This window comes from Roseburia sp. AF20-18LB (assembly GCF_003461185.1).
In the GTDB taxonomy this organism is placed as follows: domain Bacteria; phylum Bacillota; class Clostridia; order Lachnospirales; family Lachnospiraceae; genus Roseburia_C; species Roseburia_C amylophila.
In genome coordinates this window covers 367,798-386,824 of sequence record NZ_QTWP01000001.1, presented here as the reverse complement: position 1 = coordinate 386,824, position 19,027 = coordinate 367,798, and the positions used below count along the sequence as shown (strand labels likewise).

Below are 19,027 nucleotides of genomic sequence, written 5' to 3'. Positions count from 1 at the left end.
AGGAGGATAAGAACATGAGTAAAATTATTGGTATTGATTTAGGAACAACAAACAGTTGTGTGGCAGTTATGGAAGGTGGAAAACCTACCGTTATAGCAAACCAGGAAGGTGCAAGAACAACACCATCTATCGTAGCATTTACAAAAACAGGTGAGCGTCTGATTGGTGAACCAGCAAAACGTCAGGCAGTAACCAACGCAGAGAAAACAATCTCTTCCATTAAGAGACATATGGGAACCGATTACAAAGTAAGCATTGATGACAAACAGTATTCTCCACAGCAGATTTCTGCAATGATTTTACAGAAATTAAAAGCTGATGCAGAAGGATATTTAGGAGAAAAAGTATCAGAAGCAGTTATTACTGTACCGGCATACTTCAATGATGCACAGCGTCAGGCAACCAAGGATGCAGGTAAGATTGCAGGACTTGATGTAAAACGTATCATCAACGAGCCGACAGCAGCAGCACTTGCTTATGGACTGGACAACGAAAAAGAACAGAAAATTATGGTATACGACTTAGGTGGTGGTACATTTGATGTATCTATCATCGAAATCGGTGACGGAGTCATCGAAGTATTATCTACAAATGGTGATACCAGATTAGGTGGAGATGATTTCGATAACAAGATTACACAGTGGATGATTGACGAATTCAAGAAAGCAGAAGGCGTTGATTTATCTACTGATAAGATGGCTCTTCAGAGATTAAAAGAAGCTGCAGAGAAAGCTAAGAAAGAGTTGTCTTCAGCAACAACAACCAATATCAACCTGCCTTTCATTACTGCAACAGCAGAAGGACCAAAGCACTTTGATATGAACTTGACAAGAGCAAAATTCGATGAGTTGACACATGACTTAGTAGAAAAAACAGCAATCCCGGTACAGAACGCTATGAAAGATGCAGGCGTAACCAATGCAGACTTAGGCCAGGTATTATTGGTTGGTGGTTCTACACGTATCCCGGCTGTTCAGGATAAAGTAAGACAGTTAACAGGCAAAGAGCCAAGTAAATCCTTAAACCCGGATGAGTGTGTAGCACTTGGTGCTTGTATCCAGGGTGGTAAATTAGCAGGAGATGCCGGCGCAGGTGATATCCTTCTTCTGGATGTTACTCCATTGTCACTGTCTATCGAGACCATGGGTGGAGTTGCAACAAGGCTGATTGAGAGAAATACAACAATTCCTACAAGAAAGAGCCAGATTTTCTCAACAGCAGCAGATAATCAGACAGCAGTAGATATCAACGTAGTACAGGGTGAGCGTCAGTTCGCAAGAGATAACAAATCCCTTGGACAGTTCCGTCTGGATGGTATCCCACCAGCACGTCGTGGAGTTCCTCAGATTGAAGTTACTTTCGATATCGATGCAAACGGTATTGTAAATGTATCTGCAAAAGACTTAGGAACCGGAAAAGAACAGCATATTACAATTACTGCCGGATCTAACATGTCTGATGCAGATATTGATAAAGCAGTAAAAGAAGCAGCTGAATTTGAAGCACAGGACAAGAAGAGAAAAGAAGCAATTGACACCAGAAATGATGCAGATGCTTTCGTATTCCAGACACAGCAGGCATTAGACCAGGTTGGAAATAACCTTGATGCGGCAGATAAATCTGCAGTAGAGGCTGACTTAAATGCACTGAAAGCTTTAGTAGATGCAAATCCACAGGCTGAAAACATGACAGATGATCAGGTTGCTGAGATGAAAGCAGCAAAAGAGAAACTGATGGAAAGTGCACAGAAAGTATTTGCTAAGATGTATGAGAACGCTCAGGCAGCTCAGGGAGCCGCTGGTGCAGGTCCTGATATGGGAGCAGGTGCAGCCGGTGGAGCAGCTGCAGGTTCCGCAGATGATGATGTGGTAGATGCTGATTACAAAGAAGTATAATTCTACAGATAAAAAGCAGTAGAAAGGGTTGGCAGTTTTACTGTCAACCCTTACAAACGGTAAAGAGGGAATAGATTATGGCAGAACAGAAAAGAGACTATTACGAGGTCTTAGGCGTTGATAAAAACGCAGATGACGCAGCAATAAAAAAAGCATATCGTGTCCTTGCCAAAAAATATCATCCGGATATGAACCCGGGGGATAAAGAAGCAGAAAAGAAATTCAAGGAAGCATCTGAAGCATATGCAGTACTGAGCGACCCGGAGAAGAGAAAACAGTATGACCAGTTTGGTCATGCGGCCTTTGATGGAGGTGCCGGCGGAGCAGGCGGATTTGATTTCTCAGGTATGGATATGGGAGACATTTTTGGAAGCTTTGGAGACATTTTCGGAGATTTCTTTGGCGGCGGAAGACGCAGCAGCAGCAGCGGACCGATGAAGGGAGCCAATGTACGTGCCAGTGTCAGAATTACATTTGAAGAGGCAGCATTTGGCTGTGAGAAAGAAATTGATTTAGTATTAAAGGATGAATGTAAGACCTGTCATGGTACAGGAGCGAAGCCGGGAACCAGTCCGGAGACCTGTAGCAAATGTCAGGGAAAAGGAAAAGTGGTATATACCCAGCAGTCCTTATTTGGTATGGTACAGAATGTACAGACCTGTCCGGAATGTAACGGAAGCGGTAAAATTGTTCGTGACAAATGTCCGGACTGTCGTGGAACCGGCTACATTGCCAGCAAGAAGAAGATTAAGGTCAGCATTCCTGCCGGAATTGATAACGGCCAGAGTGTAAGAATCCGTGAAAAAGGTGAGCCGGGGGTAAATGGCGGACCAAGAGGAGATCTTCTGGTAGAAGTAGTAGTATCCCGCCATCCAATCCTTCAGAGACAGGGCATGGATGTATATTCAACAGCACCAATCAGTTTTGCACAGGCAGCATTGGGCGGAGAAGTAAGAATTACAACCATCGACGGCGATGTGGTCTACGAAGTAAAACCTGGTACACAGACCGACACCAGAATCCGTCTGAAAGGAAAAGGAATCCCATCCCTGCGTAACAAGGCAGTCCGTGGTGACCAGTATGTTACACTTGTGGTTCAGGTCCCGACCGGATTAAATGAAGCTGCAAAAGAGGCACTGCGCCAGTTTGATGCAGAGACCGGTAATTCATTAAAGACACAGAATGGTGCGGCAGGCACGAAAAAGAAAAAGGGATTTATGGGAAAAATTAAAGAGTCCTTCGATGATTTATAAAAATGATAAAGCTGTTTCCTGAAAAATGGAGGCAGCTTTTTTTACGCGAGTAGCGAGAAAAATCGCATGCTTGCATGCAGATTTGGCGAGCACCGCGATAACTCGAGAAACTCGCAAAGCGTGTTTCTCGTAGTTGAGTATTGTGATAACTCGGGAAAACTGCAAAAGTGAGTTTCTCGTTGTTGCATTTTGTGACAACATATTGTATACTGTTTCTGATTCATAAGTTTTTTGTAACCATATGTTGATTTAGGCAACCGTTTATGAGACAAGGAGAGAGATTTATGAAGCAGCATAACAGCGCTGTGATTAAGAAGGATGCAGCACAGTTTGATAAATGGTGTTTTCAGCAGACTGTGGAACTGGAACATACAAGGAGAGAACTGGAAAATTCCAAACGCGAGATGGAACACCATCAGAGGGAGTTAGAACGTCAGAAGCGGAAATTCGAGATGGAGAAGAATCTTGAACAGGAGCGGATGAAGCGGGAACAGCATCTTTTTGACATGAAGTGGAAAATATTAGAAAGTGAACTTCAGAAACTTGCTGCCGAAAAGCAGAAAATGGAGCGTCAGAGAGACTTTTACAGCAGAGTACATGAATTTGAACAGGAGAATAAAAACCAATCATCCAATGTGGTGAAGGGAGAAATGTTCTTTATGGGCGTGGGCAATGAAAAATCATTGCGGAAGCGTTATAAGGATTTGATTAAAATATATCATCCGGATAATCTCAATGGAGACACCGGTACCATTCAGGAAATTAACCGGGAATATCAGGTGCTGATGCAGAAACTGGAAGTAAAATATCAGTAATAAGATTGCAATAATAGCACAGCAATGACATAGCAATAAACAGGAAAATCAGCGGGCAGAAGAAATATGTTCCGCTGTTTTTGTGTTACCAGACATGCATAGGCGTCGCTATGTATCTAAAGAAGCTGTCTGCTGGTTGCCGTTGATTCCCTTACAGTTGCGAAAAATAAAAAGCTATGTTAAAATTAAAATGTTTGCTTTTTATAATAGAAGGTTAAGATAAGAACAGGAGCAGAAACTATGAAATGGGATAAATATACAATAGATACAACAACAGAAGCTGAGGATTTTATCAGCATGATGTTATCAGAAAATGGCATTGAAGGAATTGAAATCGAAGATAATGTACCATTGACGAAAGAAGAAACAGGAGAAATGTTTATTGATTTTCCGCCGGAGCTTCCACCAGACGAAGGAAAAAGCAAAGTCAGCTTTTATTTAGAGGCAGGCGAAGACCATACCGAGACTTTAAAGGCAGTCCGCATTGGTTTAGAGCAGTTAAGAAGCATGGTAGAAATCGGAAGCGGAGATATTACCTCCAGCCAGACCGAGGATATTGACTGGATTAATAACTGGAAACAGTTTTTTCAGTCTTTTTATATCGATGATATTTTAATCAAACCAACCTGGGAACCATTAAAGGAAGAGGATAAAAATAAATTCTTAATCGAGATTGACCCGGGTATTTCCTTTGGAACTGGAAAGCATGAGACAACACAGCTTTGTATCCGCCAGATTCGTAAATATTTAAAAGAGGGCGAGCGTGTTCTGGATGTAGGATGCGGCAGTGGAATCTTATCCATTGCAGCATTAAAGCTTGGTGCAGGCAGCGTAGTGGGCACGGATGTGGATGGAGATTGTATCACATCAACTCATGAAAATATGACAGTCAATCATCTGGCAGAAAATTCAGGTGAATTTTATGTTGGAAACCTGATTGACGATAAAGCATTTCAGGAAAAGATTGGCACAGGTTATGATCTGGTCGTAGCGAATATTTTAGCGGATATTATTATTCCGATGGCACCGGCACTTTATCAGTGTGCGAAAGAGCAGGGAGTGCTTATTACTTCCGGAATTATTGATTTTAAAGAAAACGAAGTAAAAGAAGCTTTAGAGCAGGCAGGCTTTGAAATCTTAGAAGTCAACCATCAGGGCGAATGGGTCAATGTAACTGCACGGAAAAATCAGAGGTAAAATAGATGCATCAGTTTTTTGTTGAAAAAAGCCAGGTGGGCAAAGAATATGTTACCATAACCGGAAGCGATGTAAATCATATCCGGAATGTACTGCGTATGAAAATCGGAGAGACGATTCGCATCAGTGACCGGGAAGGTGGCAATTATTTTTGTAAGATTGCAGAAACCGGAGAAAATTTCGTGCAGGCAGACATAGTATCTGTGGACGAAGAAGGAACCGAGCTTCCGTCTAAAATCTATTTATTTCAGGCACTGCCGAAGGGAGATCGGATGGAAACGGTGATTGAAAAGGCAGTAGAACTTGGTGTCTATGAAATCATTCCGGTAGCCATGAAATACTGTGTGGTAAAGCTGGAAGGAAAAAAGGCAGCACAACGGGTACAAAAATGGCAGGCGCAGGCAGAGACTGCAGCAAAACAGTCAAAGCGCAGTATCATTCCAAAGATTCATGAAGTAGTATCTTTCAAGGAAGCCTTAAAGCTGGCAGAAAACTGTGATATCCGCTTAGTGCCGTATGAAAATGAAAATGGCATGGAAGGAACCAGGACAGTATTAGAGCAAATCGAACCGGGGAAGAGTATCAGCATTATGATAGGACCGGAAGGCGGATTTGCAGAGGAAGAGATTGCAAAGGCAAGAGAGACCATGCAGTCCATTTCCTTAGGAAGAAGAATACTTCGGACAGATACAGCAGGTATCTGCATGATGTCCATGCTGATGCTGCAATTAGAGAGCCGTATATAACGAAAAAACAGTAAGAAAGTGTAGAAAAGTATGGAAGCATATCTGGATAATTCTGCGACCACCCGCTGCAGTGACCGGGCGTGTCAGTTAATGGTAGACCTTCTGACGAAGGATTATGGCAATCCATCTTCCCTTCATATGAAAGGAATTGAGGCAGAACGATTTGTTGAGACTGCAAAGAAGAAAATAGCAAAAACATTAAGAGTATCAGAAAAAGAAATCATCTTTACATCCGGTGGAACGGAGTCAAATAACCTTGCGATTATCGGTGCTGCAATGGCAAACCGCAGAGCGGGAAATCATATTATAACCACATCCATTGAACATGCATCCGTAGAGAATCCAATGGAATTCTTAAAGGAGCAGGGCTTTGACATTACTTATCTTTCTGTGGATGAGAATGGAATTATTTCACTGGAAGAATTAGAAGAAGCAGTAACGGAACAGACTATTCTTGTTTCCATGATGCAGGTAAATAATGAAATCGGAGCCATCGAGCCGGTTGCAGAAGCTGCAGAGCTTATTAAGAAAAAGAATCCGGCTACACTGATTCATGTAGATGCAATCCAGTCTTATGGAAAAATGTATATCTATCCAAAGAAGCTTGGCATAGACATGCTTTCCGTCAGCGGACATAAGATTCATGGTCCAAAGGGAAGCGGATTCCTCTGGGTGAAGGAAAAGACGAAATTAAAGCCGCTGATATTAGGCGGTGGACAGCAGAAGGGAATGCGTTCCGGAACGGAAAATGTACCGGCAATTGCAGGTCTTGGAGAAGCAGCAGAAGAAATCTATGAGAATCTCGATGAAAAGAGAGCGCATCTTTACGGATTAAAGCAGCGTTTTATCGACGGAATCGAAAAGCTGGAAGGAACCCATGTAAATGGAAAGACCGGAGAGGATTCTGCACCACATATCGTCAGCGTCAGCTTTGAAGGAATCCGAAGTGAAGTATTATTACATTCACTGGAAGACAGGGGGATTTATGTATCTTCCGGTTCTGCCTGTTCTTCAAATAATCATGCAGGCAAACAGAAGGGAAGCAAGACCCTTAGAAACATTCATTTAAAGGAAAACCTTCTGGATTCCACACTGCGTTTTTCCTTCAGTGTGCATACAACGGAAGAAGAGATTGATTACGCATTAGAAGTACTGGGAGAGCTGCTTCCGGTATTGAAGAAATATACAAGACATTAAAAGAGAAAGGAAATCATATGTATAAATCATTTCTGGTAAAATATGGAGAAATCGGAGTAAAGGGAAAGAACCGCTACATTTTTGAAAATATGTTAATGGAGCAGATCCGCCATGCGTTAAAGACAGCAGAGGGCGAGTTTGAAGTAACCAAAGAGCAGGGAAGAATCTATGTCAATGTAGTATCCGATGACTATGATTATGACGAGACCGTAGAAGCATTAAGCCGTGTATTTGGTATTGTAGGATTCTGTCCATTACTTCAGGTAGAGGATGAAGGCTTCGATAAATTAGCGGAGACAGTGGTAGATTATCTAGGTAAAGAATATCCGGAAAAGAACTTTACCTTTAAAGTAAATGCAAGGAGAGCAAGAAAGAATTATCCTCTTGATTCCATGGAAATCAATGCTGAACTGGGTGGAAAAATCTTAGATGCGTTCCCGGAGAGCAAGGTAGATGTGCATAACCCGGAGGTTATGGTCTGCATTGAAATCAGAAGCCTTATCAATATTTATTCCAAGGAAATTCCGGGACCGGGTGGAATGCCGGTAGGTTCTAACGGAAAAGCAATGTTATTATTATCCGGCGGAATCGACAGTCCGGTAGCAGGTTATATGATTGCAAAACGTGGAGTAGCGTTGGACGCAACTTATTTTCATGCACCGCCATATACTTCAGAACGTGCAAAACAGAAGGTAGTGGATCTGGCAAAACTGGTAGCAAGATACAGCGGACCTATCAATCTTCATGTAGTGAATTTTACCGATATCCAGCTTTATATTTATGAGAAATGTCCACATGAGGAGCTTACTATTATCATGCGCCGCTATATGATGAAACTGGCAGAGCATTTTGCGAAAGAAAACCGCTGTTTAGGACTGATTACCGGAGAGAGTATCGGACAGGTTGCAAGCCAGACCATGCAGTCATTAGCGGCAACCAACGAAGTATGTACCATGCCGGTATACCGCCCATTGATTGGATTTGACAAGCAGGAAATCGTAGAAGTGTCAGAAAAAATTGATACCTATGAGACATCTATCCAGCCGTTTGAAGACTGCTGTACCATTTTTGTGGCAAAGCATCCGGTTACCAAACCGAACATTGAATACATCAAGAAATCTGAAACAAAGTTAGAAGAGAAGATTGATGAACTGATGCAGACTGCAATTGATACGGTAGAAGTGATTCATGTAGAAGCAGAGTAGTGTGAATAGAAATAGAATGCTGTTTAGAAGCAGAATATTACGTAGAAACAGATAATATATAAAAGCAGAGCAATATATAGAAACGGAATTAAATAAGGGACTCGCACAGCGTAGCGGGTTCCTGCACAAATAAAAAAAGGGATTGCTTTCGCAATCCCCCCAATTCATTTACATCAATTCAATTATACAAGATAAGGTTTTAATGCTTCCATAATCTCATCCAGATTAGACTCTGCATGGATTGCTAAGTCGATTGGTTTGGATAAATCTAAGCTGAAGATACCCATGATAGATTTAGCATCGATAACGTATCTTCCAGAGATTAAGTCGAAATCAAATTCGAACTGTGTGATTGCGTTTACGAAGGATTTCACCTTATCGATTGAGTTTAATGAAATTTGAACTGTTTTCATAGTAAGACCTCCTTGGTTGCTATAAATACTTTTTCTTAATAGTAACTTCTTTGGAGGTAAAAGTCAACTAGAAGTGAGGAAAAAATCGAATGAAAAAAGCAGCATTGCACAATTTGGGATGCAAGGTGAACGCATATGAGACGGAGGCTATGCAGCAGTTATTAGAACAGGCAGGTTATGAGATTGTTCCTTTTACGGAACAGGCGGATGTCTATGTAATTAACACCTGTTCGGTAACCAACATGGCAGACCGGAAATCCCGCCAGATGCTTCATAAAGCAAAAAAAGAAAATCCGGACAGTATCGTTGTCGCTGCCGGCTGTTATGTCCAGACTTCATCGGAAGAAGCAGCAAGGGATTTATCCGTGGATATCATTATCGGAAATGACAAGAAACATGAACTGGTGGAGCTTATTGAAAACTGTATGAACCAGAAGAAAAATGCAAACGAAGAAACTGAAGGAGTGGATGACTGGAAGGAAAATATCTGCGATATTAATGAGAAAGGCAGAGCATATGAAGCGCTGTCTATCAGCCGGACAGAAGAACATACCAGAGCTTTCTTAAAGGTGCAGGATGGCTGCAACCAGTTCTGCACATATTGTATTATTCCATATGCGAGAGGTAGAATCAGAAGCCGTAAGGCAGAAGAGGTCGTGCGTGAAGTGGAGACACTTGCAACAAATGGCTGTAAGGAAGTGGTACTGACCGGAATCCATTTAAGTTCCTATGGATTAGACCATGGAGATAATCTTTTACATCTGATTCAGGAAGTGCATAAAGTAGAAGGTATCCGCCGGATTCGTCTGGGTTCCTTGGAGCCTGGAATCATCGATGAGAATTTTGTGAAAGAGCTGGCAAAATTAGAAAAAATCTGTCCGCATTTTCACCTGTCCCTGCAGAGCGGATGTGATGCAACCTTAAAGCGGATGAACCGGAAATATGATACAGCCACTTATGAAGCAGGCTGTAAGCTGATTCGGAAATATTTTACCCATCCGGCAATTACCACAGATGTTATCGTAGGATTCCCGGGAGAAACAGAGGAAGAATTTGAGGCAACGAAGGAATTCTTAGAGCGGATTCATTTTTATGAGATGCATATTTTCAAGTATTCCAAGCGCAAAGGTACGAAGGCAGCAGTGATGCCGGATCAGGTGCCAGAACAGGTGAAGACAGAACGCAGTAAGGTGCTTTTGGCACTGGCACAGGAAATGTCAGAAGAATTCCGGGAGTATTATGTTGGCAGACCGGAAGAAATATTATTAGAAGAAACCGATGAAATCGCAGGAAATGTATATTTTACCGGATATACCAAAGAATATGTAAAGATAGCAGTGCCGGAGGCAGAAGGGGAAGAAAATATTTTGGTGAAAGGTGTAGTGACCGGACGGATTTCAGCGGATGTATACCGGATGGAAAATATTGAAAAAGCAGAGTAGAATTATCGGGAAAAGATAAGTGTATGAGAAGTGTATTTTGAATAATGGTTGAATTTTGCAGTACTTTATATTAGAATAGATTTAGCGATGCTTTTTCATTAGGAAGAACAAAAGAGCAAAATAAGGGCGTGAAAAAATGCAGAACATGAATAACACACAATATTTTAGAGTTGAAAAAGAACCGGAAATCAGGGTACATGATGTACTTAAGATTGTATACGAGGCATTATCCGAGAAAGGGTACAATCCGGTCAATCAGATTGTTGGATATATTATGTCTGGTGATCCGACTTATATTACCAGTCACAATAATGCAAGAAGTCTGATTATGAAAGTAGAACGTGACGAACTTGTAGAAGAGATATTAAAGGAATATATCCATACAAATTCATGGAAGTAGGAGGCAGTTGATGCGGATAATCGGTCTTGACTTCGGTTCTAAAACCGTTGGAGTTGCCGTTAGCGATGAACTGCTTATTACTGCACAGGGAATTGAGATTGTGCGCAGAAAATCAGAAAATAAGCTGCGTCAGACATTGGCACGTATTGAAGAATTAATCAAAGAATATAACGTGGAGAAAATTGTTCTCGGCTTTCCGAAAAATATGAATAATAGTGAAGGCGAGCGTTGTGAAAAAACCTTAGAATTTAAAGAAATGTTAGAAAGGCGTACCGGACTTACAGTAGAGCTGTGGGACGAACGCCTTACTACTGTTGCGGCGGATAATCTTATGATGGAAGCCGGAATCCGAAGAGAGAATCGCAAAGAATATGTGGATCAGATAGCGGCATCCTTTATTTTACAGGGATACCTTGACTATCTGCAGAATGAAAAGAATCAGGAGTAAATATGGAAAAAGTAAATTTTACAGACCCGGATACCAATGAGTCAGCAGAATTTTATGTATTAGAGCAGACAACCATACGGGGAATCAATTACCTTCTTGTCACAGTAGACGAAGAGGGTGATTCGGATGCATTTATTTTAAAAGAAACACAGAATGAAGATGATCACAATACCATCTATGAAATGGTGGAAGATGATAAAGAGTTAGAAGCACTTGCAAAAATTTTCGCAGAATTAATGGAAGATGTAGACATTGAATTCTAGGAGAACTTATGTAATTGCGGACAAATGCAATGAGCGCGAAAAGAAAGAATTTATGGAGGTAATATTTTGAAAAAAGAAGCAAACTCAAAATTGAAAATCATTCCATTAGGCGGATTAGAGCAGATTGGAATGAACATAACTGCCTTTGAATACGAAGACAGTATTATTGTTGTGGACTGCGGTCTGTCATTCCCGGAGGATGACATGTTTGGTGTAGACCTTGTTATCCCGGATGTGACTTATTTAAAAGATAATATTGACAAGGTAAAGGGATTTTTTATTACCCATGGTCACGAAGACCATATCGGAGCAATCCCTTATATTTTAAAAGAAGTCAATGTGCCGATTTATGCAACCAAGCTTACGATTGCAATTATCGAACACAAGTTAGAAGAGCATAATATGCTCAAGAAAGTAAAACGTAAGGTAGTAAAATACGGACAGCATATTAACTTAGGCTGCTTCCGCGTGGAATTTATCCGTACCAACCATAGTATTCAGGATGCGGCAGCTCTTGCCATTTATTCACCGGCAGGAACAGTTGTCCACACCGGAGACTTTAAAGTGGATTATACACCGGTATATGGTGATGCTATCGATTTACAGCGTTTTGGTGAGATTGGTAAGAAGGGTGTACTGGCATTGATGTGTGACTCCACCAATGCAGAGCGTCCTGGCTTTACCATGTCGGAGCGTACCGTAGGAAAGACCTTTGATAATATTTTTGCTGACCATAAGAACACACGAATCATTATTGCAACTTTTGCATCCAATGTAGACCGTGTACAGCAGATTATGAACTCTGCCAATAAGTATGGCAGAAAAGTAGTGATTGAAGGACGAAGCATGGTAAATATCATTACGATTGCGTCTGAGCTGGGATACCTTACCATCCCGGAGCAGACCCTGATTGATATTGAACAGCTGAAGAATTATCCGGATGAGCAGACGGTTATCATTACAACAGGAAGCCAGGGAGAATCCATGGCGGCATTATCCCGTATGGCATCCGGCATGCATCGTAAGATAACAATTAAACCAAAGGATACCATTATTTTTAGTTCTAACCCGATTCCGGGTAATGAAAAAGCAGTGTCCGGTGTCATTAATGAACTGACCATGAAAGGTGCAGAGGTTATTTTCCAGGATGTTCATGTTTCTGGTCATGCCTGTCAGGAGGATATCAAACTGATTTACTCACTGGTAAAACCGAAATATGCAATTCCGGTTCATGGAGAATACCGTCATTTGGTTGCCCAGGCTAAGATTGCAGAAGAACTTGGCATTGATAAAGAAAATATTTTCCTCTTGTCTTCCGGTGATGTATTAGAACTGGATGAGGAAAGCGCAGCAGTTACCGGACATGTACAGGTAGGCGATGTCATGGTAGACGGACTTGGTGTTGGTGACGTAGGAAATATTGTATTGCGTGACAGACAGCATCTGGCAGAAGAAGGAATCATTATTGTTGTAATGACATTGGAAAGTGGCTCCGGAATGGTGCTGGCAGGACCGGACATCGTATCCAGAGGATTTGTCTATGTACGTGGGGCAGAAAGCCTGATGGAGGAAGCTCGTCATGTATTAGAGGGAACCATGGAACACTGCATGGATAAGAATATTACAGACTGGAGCAAGATTAAGACAGAAATCAAAGATGCTTTAGGTGATTTTGTCTGGAAAGAGACAAAGCGCAGACCGATGATTATTCCAATTATTATGGAAGTTTAATGTGGGTGGATGAACATGAGCGTAGTAGAAGATAAGGTAACAGAACTTGTAAATGCAATTCAGGATACCAATGAATATAAGCGTTATCAGGAAGCAAAGAATAAGCTGCATGCGAATCCGGAATTAGAGCAGATTGTATTTGCATTCCGCCAGAAGAATTACCAGATCCAGAACAGTAAAAATGTGGATCTGTTCTGGGAAGTAGACCAGCTGGAGCGGGAAAATATAGATATCCGCAAGAATCCGGTTGCAGAAGAATTTATGACAGCAGAGCTTGCATTCTGCCGTCTGCTGCAGAAAATTAATTTCAGACTGGTTGGCGGCCTGAATTTTGAAGTAGGTTTTGTAAACGAAAGATAATGGAGAGGTTGTGCGATGAGTGCCAGTAAGATTGTGATGAAAATTGTCCGAATCAGTTTTTCTGTTCTTGTTGTTGTACTGGTGATTTTTGTACTTTTTAAGGCAGGAAGCTATGCATATGATTTCGGATATCGCGTGTATACAGAGCAGCCGGTGTCATCCGGTGATGGCAAGGATATTGTGGTTCAGATAGAGGCTGGAATGTCCGGTAGTGATATTGGAAGTATGTTAGAGGAGAAAGGACTTATCCGTGATGCCAGGCTTTTTGCAGTGCAGTTAAAGCTTTCTGCGTATTCTAAAAAAATCAAACCGGGAATATATACGCTGAATACTTCCATGACAGCGAAAGAAATGATGGAAGCCATGTCACCGGTTTCGGAAAAAGATACAGAGGGTACAACGTGATAGTAGAGGAACGATTAGTAACGTATATCAATTCCTTAGACAGTGGAAATACACCGCTTTTAGAGGAAATTGAGGCAGAGGCAAAGAAGAATTATGTGCCGGTTATCCGTAAGGAAATGCAGAGCTTTTTAAAATCCATGCTGGCATTAAAGCGGCCGGAGCGGATTTTGGAAGTGGGAACTGCAGTAGGATTTTCTGCACTTCTGATGGAAGAATATAATCCGGTGCCATGCCGGATTACAACCATAGAAAATTACGAGAAAAGAATTCCTATTGCACAGGCAAATTTCAAACGTGCCGGAAAAGAGAAAGAAATCACACTGATTCCGGGAGATGCCACAGAGGTGTTAAAGACGTTAGAAGATTCTTATGATTTTCTTTTTATGGATGCGGCAAAGGGACAGTATATCAATTTCCTGCCGGATATTCTTCGGCTGATGAAGCCTGGTGCATTACTGGTATCTGACAATGTGCTGCAGGAGGGAGATATTATCGAATCCCATTATGCAGTAACCAGAAGAAACCGGACCATTCATAAGAGAATGCGGGAATATCTTTATGAACTGACACACAATGACAGTCTTACCACATCGGTGCTTCCGATTGGAGACGGTGTTACCATTAGCATTAAGAAATAGATGATACAGATTGAAATATTAGGAGAAATAAATCAATGAGACCGGTAGAATTACTGATTCCAGCCAGCAGTCTGGAAGTATTAAAAATTGCAGTCATTTATGGAGCGGATGCCGTATATATCGGCGGAGAAGTATTTGGACTTCGTGCGAAGGCAAAAAACTTTTCCATGGAGGATATGGCAGAGGGCATCCAGTTTGCCCATGAGCATGGTGTAAAAGTTTATGTAACAGCAAATATACTGGCTCACAATGGGGATTTGGAAGGTGTAAGAGAGTACTTTACCCAGTTAAAGGAAATCAAGCCGGATGCCCTGATTATTTCTGACCCGGGTATTTATACCATTGCAAAAGAAATCTGCCCGGAAATCGAGCGTCATATCAGTACCCAGGCCAATAATACCAACTATGGAACGTATCAGTTCTGGTGGAACCAGGGCGCAAAGCGTGTGGTAACAGCAAGAGAGCTTTCTTTAAATGAGATTGCTGAGATTCGCAAAAATATTCCGGATGAAATGGAAATCGAGACATTTGTGCATGGAGCAATGTGTATTTCCTATTCCGGAAGATGTCTTTTAAGTAATTATTTTACCGGAAGAGATGCCAACCAGGGAGCCTGCACTCATCCGTGCCGCTGGAAATATGCAGTGGTAGAGGAAAAACGTCCGGGAGAGTATCTGCCGGTTTATGAAAATGAACGTGGTACCTATATTTTTAACTCCAAGGATTTGTGCATGATTGAGCACATCCCGGAACTGATTGAGGCAGGTATTGATTCCTTTAAGATAGAAGGACGTATGAAGACAGCACTTTATGTTGCTACTGTAGCACGTACTTACCGGAAAGCCATTGATGATTATCTTACCTCACCGGAGAAATATAAAGAAAATATGGACTGGTATTTAGAACAGATTTCTAACTGTACTTATCGCCAGTTTACCACCGGCTTTTTCTTTGGAAAGCCTTCGGAAGAGAGCCAGATTTACGATAATAACACTTATATCAAAGAGTATACCTACCTTGGAATTGTAGGAGAACGCAACGAAGAGGGATTATATCAGATTGAACAGAGAAATAAATTCTCCGTAGGGGAACAGATTGAAGTCATGAAACCGGATGGAAGAAATATTCCGGTTACCGTAAAACGGATTGTGGACGAAGATGGAAATGAAATGGAATCAGCACCACATCCAAAACAGGTGCTTTACATTGATTTAGGACAGGAACTGGAGATGTATGATATTTTACGCAGACAGGAGGAATGACCTATGGAAGAAAAGTATGTTGTTTATGTCGGAACGTATACCCATGAGAACAGTATCGGAATCCATTTATATGATTTGGATGCAAAAAGCGGAGAAATGAAGGAACGGAAAGTGGTTCCCATCAATAATCCTTCCGATTTGCTGGTATCGAAGGATGGCAGATTCTTATATTCCATTGCAGATGAAGGCGTGGAAGCATTTCACATTCTGCCGGATGGAGACCTTGAGCCAATGAACAAGCAGTGGATTGGCGGTATGCGTGGCTGTTATGTGGAAGTGGACAGTAAGAACCGTTATCTTTTCGTAGGCGGTCATCATGATGGCAGAGTGACCATGATGAAGTTAGAGGAAGACGGCAGCATCGGAGAAATCGCAGACGGTATTTTTCATAAGGGAATAGGACGGACCATTGCAGAGCGAAGCTCCAAGCCACATGTAGACTGCGTGAAGCTGACACCGGACGAGAAGTTCTTGTGTGCAGTGGATAATGGATTAGATCATGTAAAGATTTACCGGATTGACTATGAGAATGGCAGGATGAAGCTTGCAGATATCATCCGTTGTCCGTTGGAATCTGCACCGCATATGATTCGCTTCAGCCGTGATGGAAGATTTGCTTATATTCTCTATGAGCTGTTGAATCAGATAGAGGTATTTTCCTATACGTTAGAAAATGACCAGCCGCATTTCGAGAAGGTTCAGACCATTACAACGACCACACCGAAGGAAGCTGATGTCTGTGCTGCATCCGGTCTGGAAGTGACAATGGATGGTGAATATTTATTCTGCAGTAATGCAGGTGCAAACTCCGTATCGATTTATGAAATTGATAAAGAGAGTGGATGTCTTACCATGATGTGTAATTCGAAAATCAGTGGTGATTATCCGAAAATGATTGGTATCTGTCCGGACAGAATGCATTTCATGAGCCTTAATAATGAGACCAATGAGATTACCATGTTTAAGGTAGATTATGAGAAGAAATACATTCTGATGGAAGAGAAGCCGATTCCGGTAGACAAGCCGAATTGCATTTATATTCATAAACTAAGTTAAAAGCGAACTGCAGGAAACATGCTTTAATCAGGCATTTTTCGGTATTCATGTAAAAAGAGTAAAAAAGATGTCGTTTGTTAAAAAAATAACAGACGACATCTTTCTTTTTTGGAAAAACTATGATAGAATAACACGGTTGAAGCCTACCGGTCCGGAGGCTATCAATGGAAGTGCTTGGCCGCAAAGCCTTAAAATGCGGAGAAAAAAGAAAATAGAAAAAGAAAATTTAAGAAAAGAGGAAGAGACTATGAGTGAAAAAAACGTAGCTTTTACCAGGGACAGAAGTATCCCAAAATCTTATGAGCTGGTTCTGACAGCTTTATTTACCGCCATTATTGTCGTAATGGCATTTACCCCGTTAGGATTTATTCCTTTAGTAGTTATTAATGCAACGATTATCCATATACCGGTTATTTTAGGTGCAATTTTCTGCGGACCGAAAAAAGGTGCCTTTTTGGGATTTGTATTTGGATTAACCAGTTTTATTAAAAATACATTGATGCCAACTTCTATGTCAGCATTTGTATTTTCACCGATACTGGCAAGCAGCATCGATGGCGCAGCAGGAGTGGTAAAGAGTACCATTATCTGTTTTGCACCACGAATTTTAGTAGGTATCATCCCATATTTCGTATATCGTGGAATTGTAAAATTAACCACATCCAGCCATGCAAAGGCTGCAAAGGTAATCAGTAATCTTGTAATCAGCGTACTTTTACTGGTTGGTATCCATGCGTTCTTTGCTAAAATGCTGACAACAGATTCGAAGGAAATGATTGGCTGGATATCAGGTGCAGCTGCAGCAGTTATTTATTTTATTGTAGTGGAACTGACCGGAAGAAAAAAAGATGGCAGATTCTTAGGTTATGTCTATGCCGGCGTAACCGGAGCATTGACCAATACACTGCTTGTAATGCCGATGATTTATATTTTCTATAAAGAGGCATATGCCAACGCATTGAGCATTGAGCCGGGCGCAGTTATGGGTGTAATCCTTGGCGTTATCAGCTTTAATGGAATTATAGAAGCGATTGTAGCAGCCGTTCTGGTAGCCGCAATTGGAATGGTATTGAATAAAGTACACAGGAGGTAATTCATATGTTAAAGGGCAGGAATATATTACTGGCAGTGACAGGCAGTATTGCAGCATATAAAGCGGCTTCGCTTGCCAGTATGCTGGTAAAACAGCACGCGGATGTGCATGTGATTATGACGAAAAATGCAGAGCAGTTTATATCACCGGTTACCTTTGAAACACTGACCGGAAATAAGGTAATTGACGATACCTTTGACCGCAACAGCGGATATCATGTGGCACATATTGCCATGGCACAGGAAGCAGATGTGGTGATGATTGCTCCGGCTTCTGCAAATGTCATTGCAAAGCTGGCACACGGAATTGCAGATGATATGCTCACTTCTACCATGTTAGCCTGTGAGGCTCCGATATATCTTGCCCCGGCAATGAATACACATATGTTTGACAATCCGGTAACACAGGATAATCTTAAGAAGCTAAGAGAATATGGTTATCACATCATTGAGCCGTCCTCAGGCTATCTTGCCTGTGGTGATACCGGAAGGGGAAAACTTCCGGAACCGGAAGAACTGTTAGAATATATTCTGCAGGAAGCTGCCTGTGAGAAAGACCTGACAGGAAAGAAGGTTCTCATCACAGCAGGAGCCACCCAGGAGGCAATTGACCCGGTACGTTATGTGACCAACCATTCCACTGGAAAAATGGGTTATGCACTGGCAAAGAATGCGGCAAGAAGAGGGGCAGAGGTAACACTGGTCACCGGACCGACCAGCCTTGAAAAGCCTTTTTTTATAAATACAATTCCGGTGGTTACGGCAGAAGAGATGTATCAGGCTGTTACAGATGCATTTGCAGAACAGGATATTGTAGTCATGGCTGCAGCAGTAGCAGACTACCGTCCAAAGACCGTTGCGGATGAAAAAATCAAAAAGACCGATGGCGGACTGACGTTGGAAATGGAACGCACGAAAGATATTTTAGGAACAGTTTCTGCCCGGAAGGAAAACCAGTTCCTGTGTGGATTTTCCATGGAGACACAGCATCTGAAAGAAAATTCCAAAGCCAAGTTAGAAAAGAAGAAGCTTGATATGATTGTTGCCAATAATCTTAAGACAGCGGGAGCCGGATTTGGTACCGATACCAATGTGGTAACTTTGATTACAGAATCAGAAGAAAAAGAGCTTCCGATTATGTCGAAGGATGAAGTGGCTTCAGCTATCTTTGATGAGATTCTAAGCAAAATGCAGGCGTAGAAAATAATA

General features: G+C 41.6%; 20 protein-coding genes. 19 read left to right on the top strand and 1 reads right to left on the bottom strand.

Annotation, left to right across the window (positions count from 1 at the left end; all coding sequences use genetic code 11):
- The first annotated feature begins 14 nt into the window (after positions 1–14).
- The 7 genes from dnaK (at position 15) to thiI (ending at position 8,308) form a co-directional block, all read left to right on the top strand.
- A complete protein-coding gene (gene dnaK / locus DWX65_RS01915) occupies positions 15–1,895 on the top strand; it encodes a molecular chaperone DnaK (protein ID WP_117840941.1) in 1,881 nt (626 codons plus the stop codon).
- 77 nt (positions 1,896–1,972) lie between these two features.
- On the top strand, positions 1,973–3,148 hold the full coding sequence (dnaJ, locus tag DWX65_RS01910; protein ID WP_118172668.1) for a molecular chaperone DnaJ: 1,176 nt from the start codon (positions 1,973–1,975) through the stop codon (positions 3,146–3,148).
- Positions 3,149–3,432: 284 nt separating this feature from the next.
- Positions 3,433–3,963, top strand: a complete 531-nt coding sequence (locus DWX65_RS01905) for a molecular chaperone DnaJ (RefSeq protein WP_242997782.1) — start codon at positions 3,433–3,435, stop codon at positions 3,961–3,963.
- A gap of 240 nt (positions 3,964–4,203) precedes the next feature.
- The gene (gene prmA, locus DWX65_RS01900; protein WP_117840942.1) at positions 4,204–5,160 is read left to right on the top strand and encodes a 50S ribosomal protein L11 methyltransferase; all 957 of its coding nucleotides are present in this window, start codon (positions 4,204–4,206) and stop codon (positions 5,158–5,160) included.
- A gap of 5 nt (positions 5,161–5,165) precedes the next feature.
- A complete protein-coding gene (locus DWX65_RS01895; RefSeq protein WP_022243079.1) occupies positions 5,166–5,906 on the top strand; it encodes a 16S rRNA (uracil(1498)-N(3))-methyltransferase in 741 nt (246 codons plus the stop codon).
- Positions 5,907–5,936: 30 nt separating this feature from the next.
- Complete coding sequence (locus DWX65_RS01890) at positions 5,937–7,103, top strand: cysteine desulfurase family protein (protein WP_118087374.1); 1,167 nt, start codon at positions 5,937–5,939, stop codon at positions 7,101–7,103.
- Between the two features lie 17 nt (positions 7,104–7,120).
- A complete protein-coding gene (gene thiI / locus DWX65_RS01885) occupies positions 7,121–8,308 on the top strand; it encodes a tRNA uracil 4-sulfurtransferase ThiI (protein WP_117697007.1) in 1,188 nt (395 codons plus the stop codon).
- A 182-nt stretch (positions 8,309–8,490) separates the two neighbouring features.
- On the opposite strand, the gene DWX65_RS01880 is transcribed toward thiI, so the two are convergent.
- Complete coding sequence (locus tag DWX65_RS01880; RefSeq protein WP_022243076.1) at positions 8,491–8,721, bottom strand: HPr family phosphocarrier protein; 231 nt, start codon at positions 8,719–8,721, stop codon at positions 8,491–8,493.
- Positions 8,722–8,810: 89 nt separating this feature from the next.
- Here DWX65_RS01880 and mtaB point away from each other — a divergent pair, with 89 nt between their 5' ends.
- From mtaB to coaBC, 12 genes are all read left to right on the top strand, one after another.
- A complete protein-coding gene (gene mtaB, locus DWX65_RS01875; RefSeq protein WP_118172667.1) occupies positions 8,811–10,163 on the top strand; it encodes a tRNA (N(6)-L-threonylcarbamoyladenosine(37)-C(2))-methylthiotransferase MtaB in 1,353 nt (450 codons plus the stop codon).
- Between the two features lie 136 nt (positions 10,164–10,299).
- Complete coding sequence (locus DWX65_RS01870) at positions 10,300–10,563, top strand: IreB family regulatory phosphoprotein (protein WP_022243074.1); 264 nt, start codon at positions 10,300–10,302, stop codon at positions 10,561–10,563.
- Positions 10,564–10,573: 10 nt separating this feature from the next.
- The gene (gene ruvX, locus DWX65_RS01865) at positions 10,574–11,011 is read left to right on the top strand and encodes a Holliday junction resolvase RuvX (RefSeq protein WP_022243073.1); all 438 of its coding nucleotides are present in this window, start codon (positions 10,574–10,576) and stop codon (positions 11,009–11,011) included.
- A gap of 2 nt (positions 11,012–11,013) precedes the next feature.
- Positions 11,014–11,274 (top strand): DUF1292 domain-containing protein, encoded by a 261-nt coding sequence (locus DWX65_RS01860; protein ID WP_022243072.1) that lies wholly within the window; start codon positions 11,014–11,016, stop codon positions 11,272–11,274.
- Positions 11,275–11,340: 66 nt separating this feature from the next.
- A complete protein-coding gene (locus DWX65_RS01855; protein ID WP_022243071.1) occupies positions 11,341–13,005 on the top strand; it encodes a ribonuclease J in 1,665 nt (554 codons plus the stop codon).
- Between the two features lie 15 nt (positions 13,006–13,020).
- Positions 13,021–13,365: a YlbF family regulator gene (locus DWX65_RS01850; RefSeq protein ID WP_022243070.1), complete on the top strand. Its 345-nt coding sequence runs from the start codon at positions 13,021–13,023 to the stop codon at positions 13,363–13,365.
- 15 nt (positions 13,366–13,380) lie between these two features.
- On the top strand, positions 13,381–13,770 hold the full coding sequence (locus tag DWX65_RS01845) for an endolytic transglycosylase MltG (RefSeq protein WP_022243069.1): 390 nt from the start codon (positions 13,381–13,383) through the stop codon (positions 13,768–13,770).
- Positions 13,767–14,408: an O-methyltransferase gene (locus DWX65_RS01840; RefSeq protein WP_118172666.1), complete on the top strand. Its 642-nt coding sequence runs from the start codon at positions 13,767–13,769 to the stop codon at positions 14,406–14,408. The genes DWX65_RS01845 and DWX65_RS01840 overlap by 4 nt, the downstream gene beginning before the upstream one ends.
- A gap of 35 nt (positions 14,409–14,443) precedes the next feature.
- A complete protein-coding gene (locus DWX65_RS01835; protein ID WP_022243067.1) occupies positions 14,444–15,670 on the top strand; it encodes a peptidase U32 family protein in 1,227 nt (408 codons plus the stop codon).
- 3 nt (positions 15,671–15,673) lie between these two features.
- A complete protein-coding gene (locus DWX65_RS01830; RefSeq protein ID WP_118172665.1) occupies positions 15,674–16,726 on the top strand; it encodes a lactonase family protein in 1,053 nt (350 codons plus the stop codon).
- Between the two features lie 247 nt (positions 16,727–16,973).
- Positions 16,974–17,819, top strand: a complete 846-nt coding sequence (locus DWX65_RS01825) for an ECF transporter S component (RefSeq protein ID WP_117947662.1) — start codon at positions 16,974–16,976, stop codon at positions 17,817–17,819.
- A gap of 5 nt (positions 17,820–17,824) precedes the next feature.
- The gene (gene coaBC, locus DWX65_RS01820; RefSeq protein WP_118172664.1) at positions 17,825–19,018 is read left to right on the top strand and encodes a bifunctional phosphopantothenoylcysteine decarboxylase/phosphopantothenate--cysteine ligase CoaBC; all 1,194 of its coding nucleotides are present in this window, start codon (positions 17,825–17,827) and stop codon (positions 19,016–19,018) included.
- The last annotated feature ends 9 nt before the right edge of the window (positions 19,019–19,027 follow it).

What these genes read in the sequence shown, in the direction of transcription:
- DWX65_RS01890 (WP_118087374.1), top strand. Translation starts at nt 5,937, where the DNA reads ATGGAAGCATATCTGGATAATTCTGCGACCACCCGCTGCAGTGACCGG.
- DWX65_RS01835 (WP_022243067.1), top strand. Translation starts at nt 14,444, where the DNA reads ATGAGACCGGTAGAATTACTGATTCCAGCCAGCAGTCTGGAAGTATTA.
- DWX65_RS01870 (WP_022243074.1), top strand. Translation starts at nt 10,300, where the DNA reads ATGCAGAACATGAATAACACACAATATTTTAGAGTTGAAAAAGAACCG.
- DWX65_RS01895 (WP_022243079.1), top strand. Translation starts at nt 5,166, where the DNA reads ATGCATCAGTTTTTTGTTGAAAAAAGCCAGGTGGGCAAAGAATATGTT.
- dnaJ (WP_118172668.1), top strand. Translation starts at nt 1,973, where the DNA reads ATGGCAGAACAGAAAAGAGACTATTACGAGGTCTTAGGCGTTGATAAA.
- DWX65_RS01845 (WP_022243069.1), top strand. Translation starts at nt 13,381, where the DNA reads ATGAGTGCCAGTAAGATTGTGATGAAAATTGTCCGAATCAGTTTTTCT.
- thiI (WP_117697007.1), top strand. Translation starts at nt 7,121, where the DNA reads ATGTATAAATCATTTCTGGTAAAATATGGAGAAATCGGAGTAAAGGGA.
- DWX65_RS01880 (WP_022243076.1), bottom strand. Translation starts at nt 8,721, where the DNA reads ATGAAAACAGTTCAAATTTCATTAAACTCAATCGATAAGGTGAAATCC.
- DWX65_RS01860 (WP_022243072.1), top strand. Translation starts at nt 11,014, where the DNA reads ATGGAAAAAGTAAATTTTACAGACCCGGATACCAATGAGTCAGCAGAA.
- ruvX (WP_022243073.1), top strand. Translation starts at nt 10,574, where the DNA reads ATGCGGATAATCGGTCTTGACTTCGGTTCTAAAACCGTTGGAGTTGCC.
- prmA (WP_117840942.1), top strand. Translation starts at nt 4,204, where the DNA reads ATGAAATGGGATAAATATACAATAGATACAACAACAGAAGCTGAGGAT.
- coaBC (WP_118172664.1), top strand. Translation starts at nt 17,825, where the DNA reads ATGTTAAAGGGCAGGAATATATTACTGGCAGTGACAGGCAGTATTGCA.
- DWX65_RS01825 (WP_117947662.1), top strand. Translation starts at nt 16,974, where the DNA reads ATGAGTGAAAAAAACGTAGCTTTTACCAGGGACAGAAGTATCCCAAAA.
- DWX65_RS01830 (WP_118172665.1), top strand. Translation starts at nt 15,674, where the DNA reads ATGGAAGAAAAGTATGTTGTTTATGTCGGAACGTATACCCATGAGAAC.
- DWX65_RS01905 (WP_242997782.1), top strand. Translation starts at nt 3,433, where the DNA reads ATGAAGCAGCATAACAGCGCTGTGATTAAGAAGGATGCAGCACAGTTT.
- DWX65_RS01850 (WP_022243070.1), top strand. Translation starts at nt 13,021, where the DNA reads ATGAGCGTAGTAGAAGATAAGGTAACAGAACTTGTAAATGCAATTCAG.
- mtaB (WP_118172667.1), top strand. Translation starts at nt 8,811, where the DNA reads ATGAAAAAAGCAGCATTGCACAATTTGGGATGCAAGGTGAACGCATAT.
- dnaK (WP_117840941.1), top strand. Translation starts at nt 15, where the DNA reads ATGAGTAAAATTATTGGTATTGATTTAGGAACAACAAACAGTTGTGTG.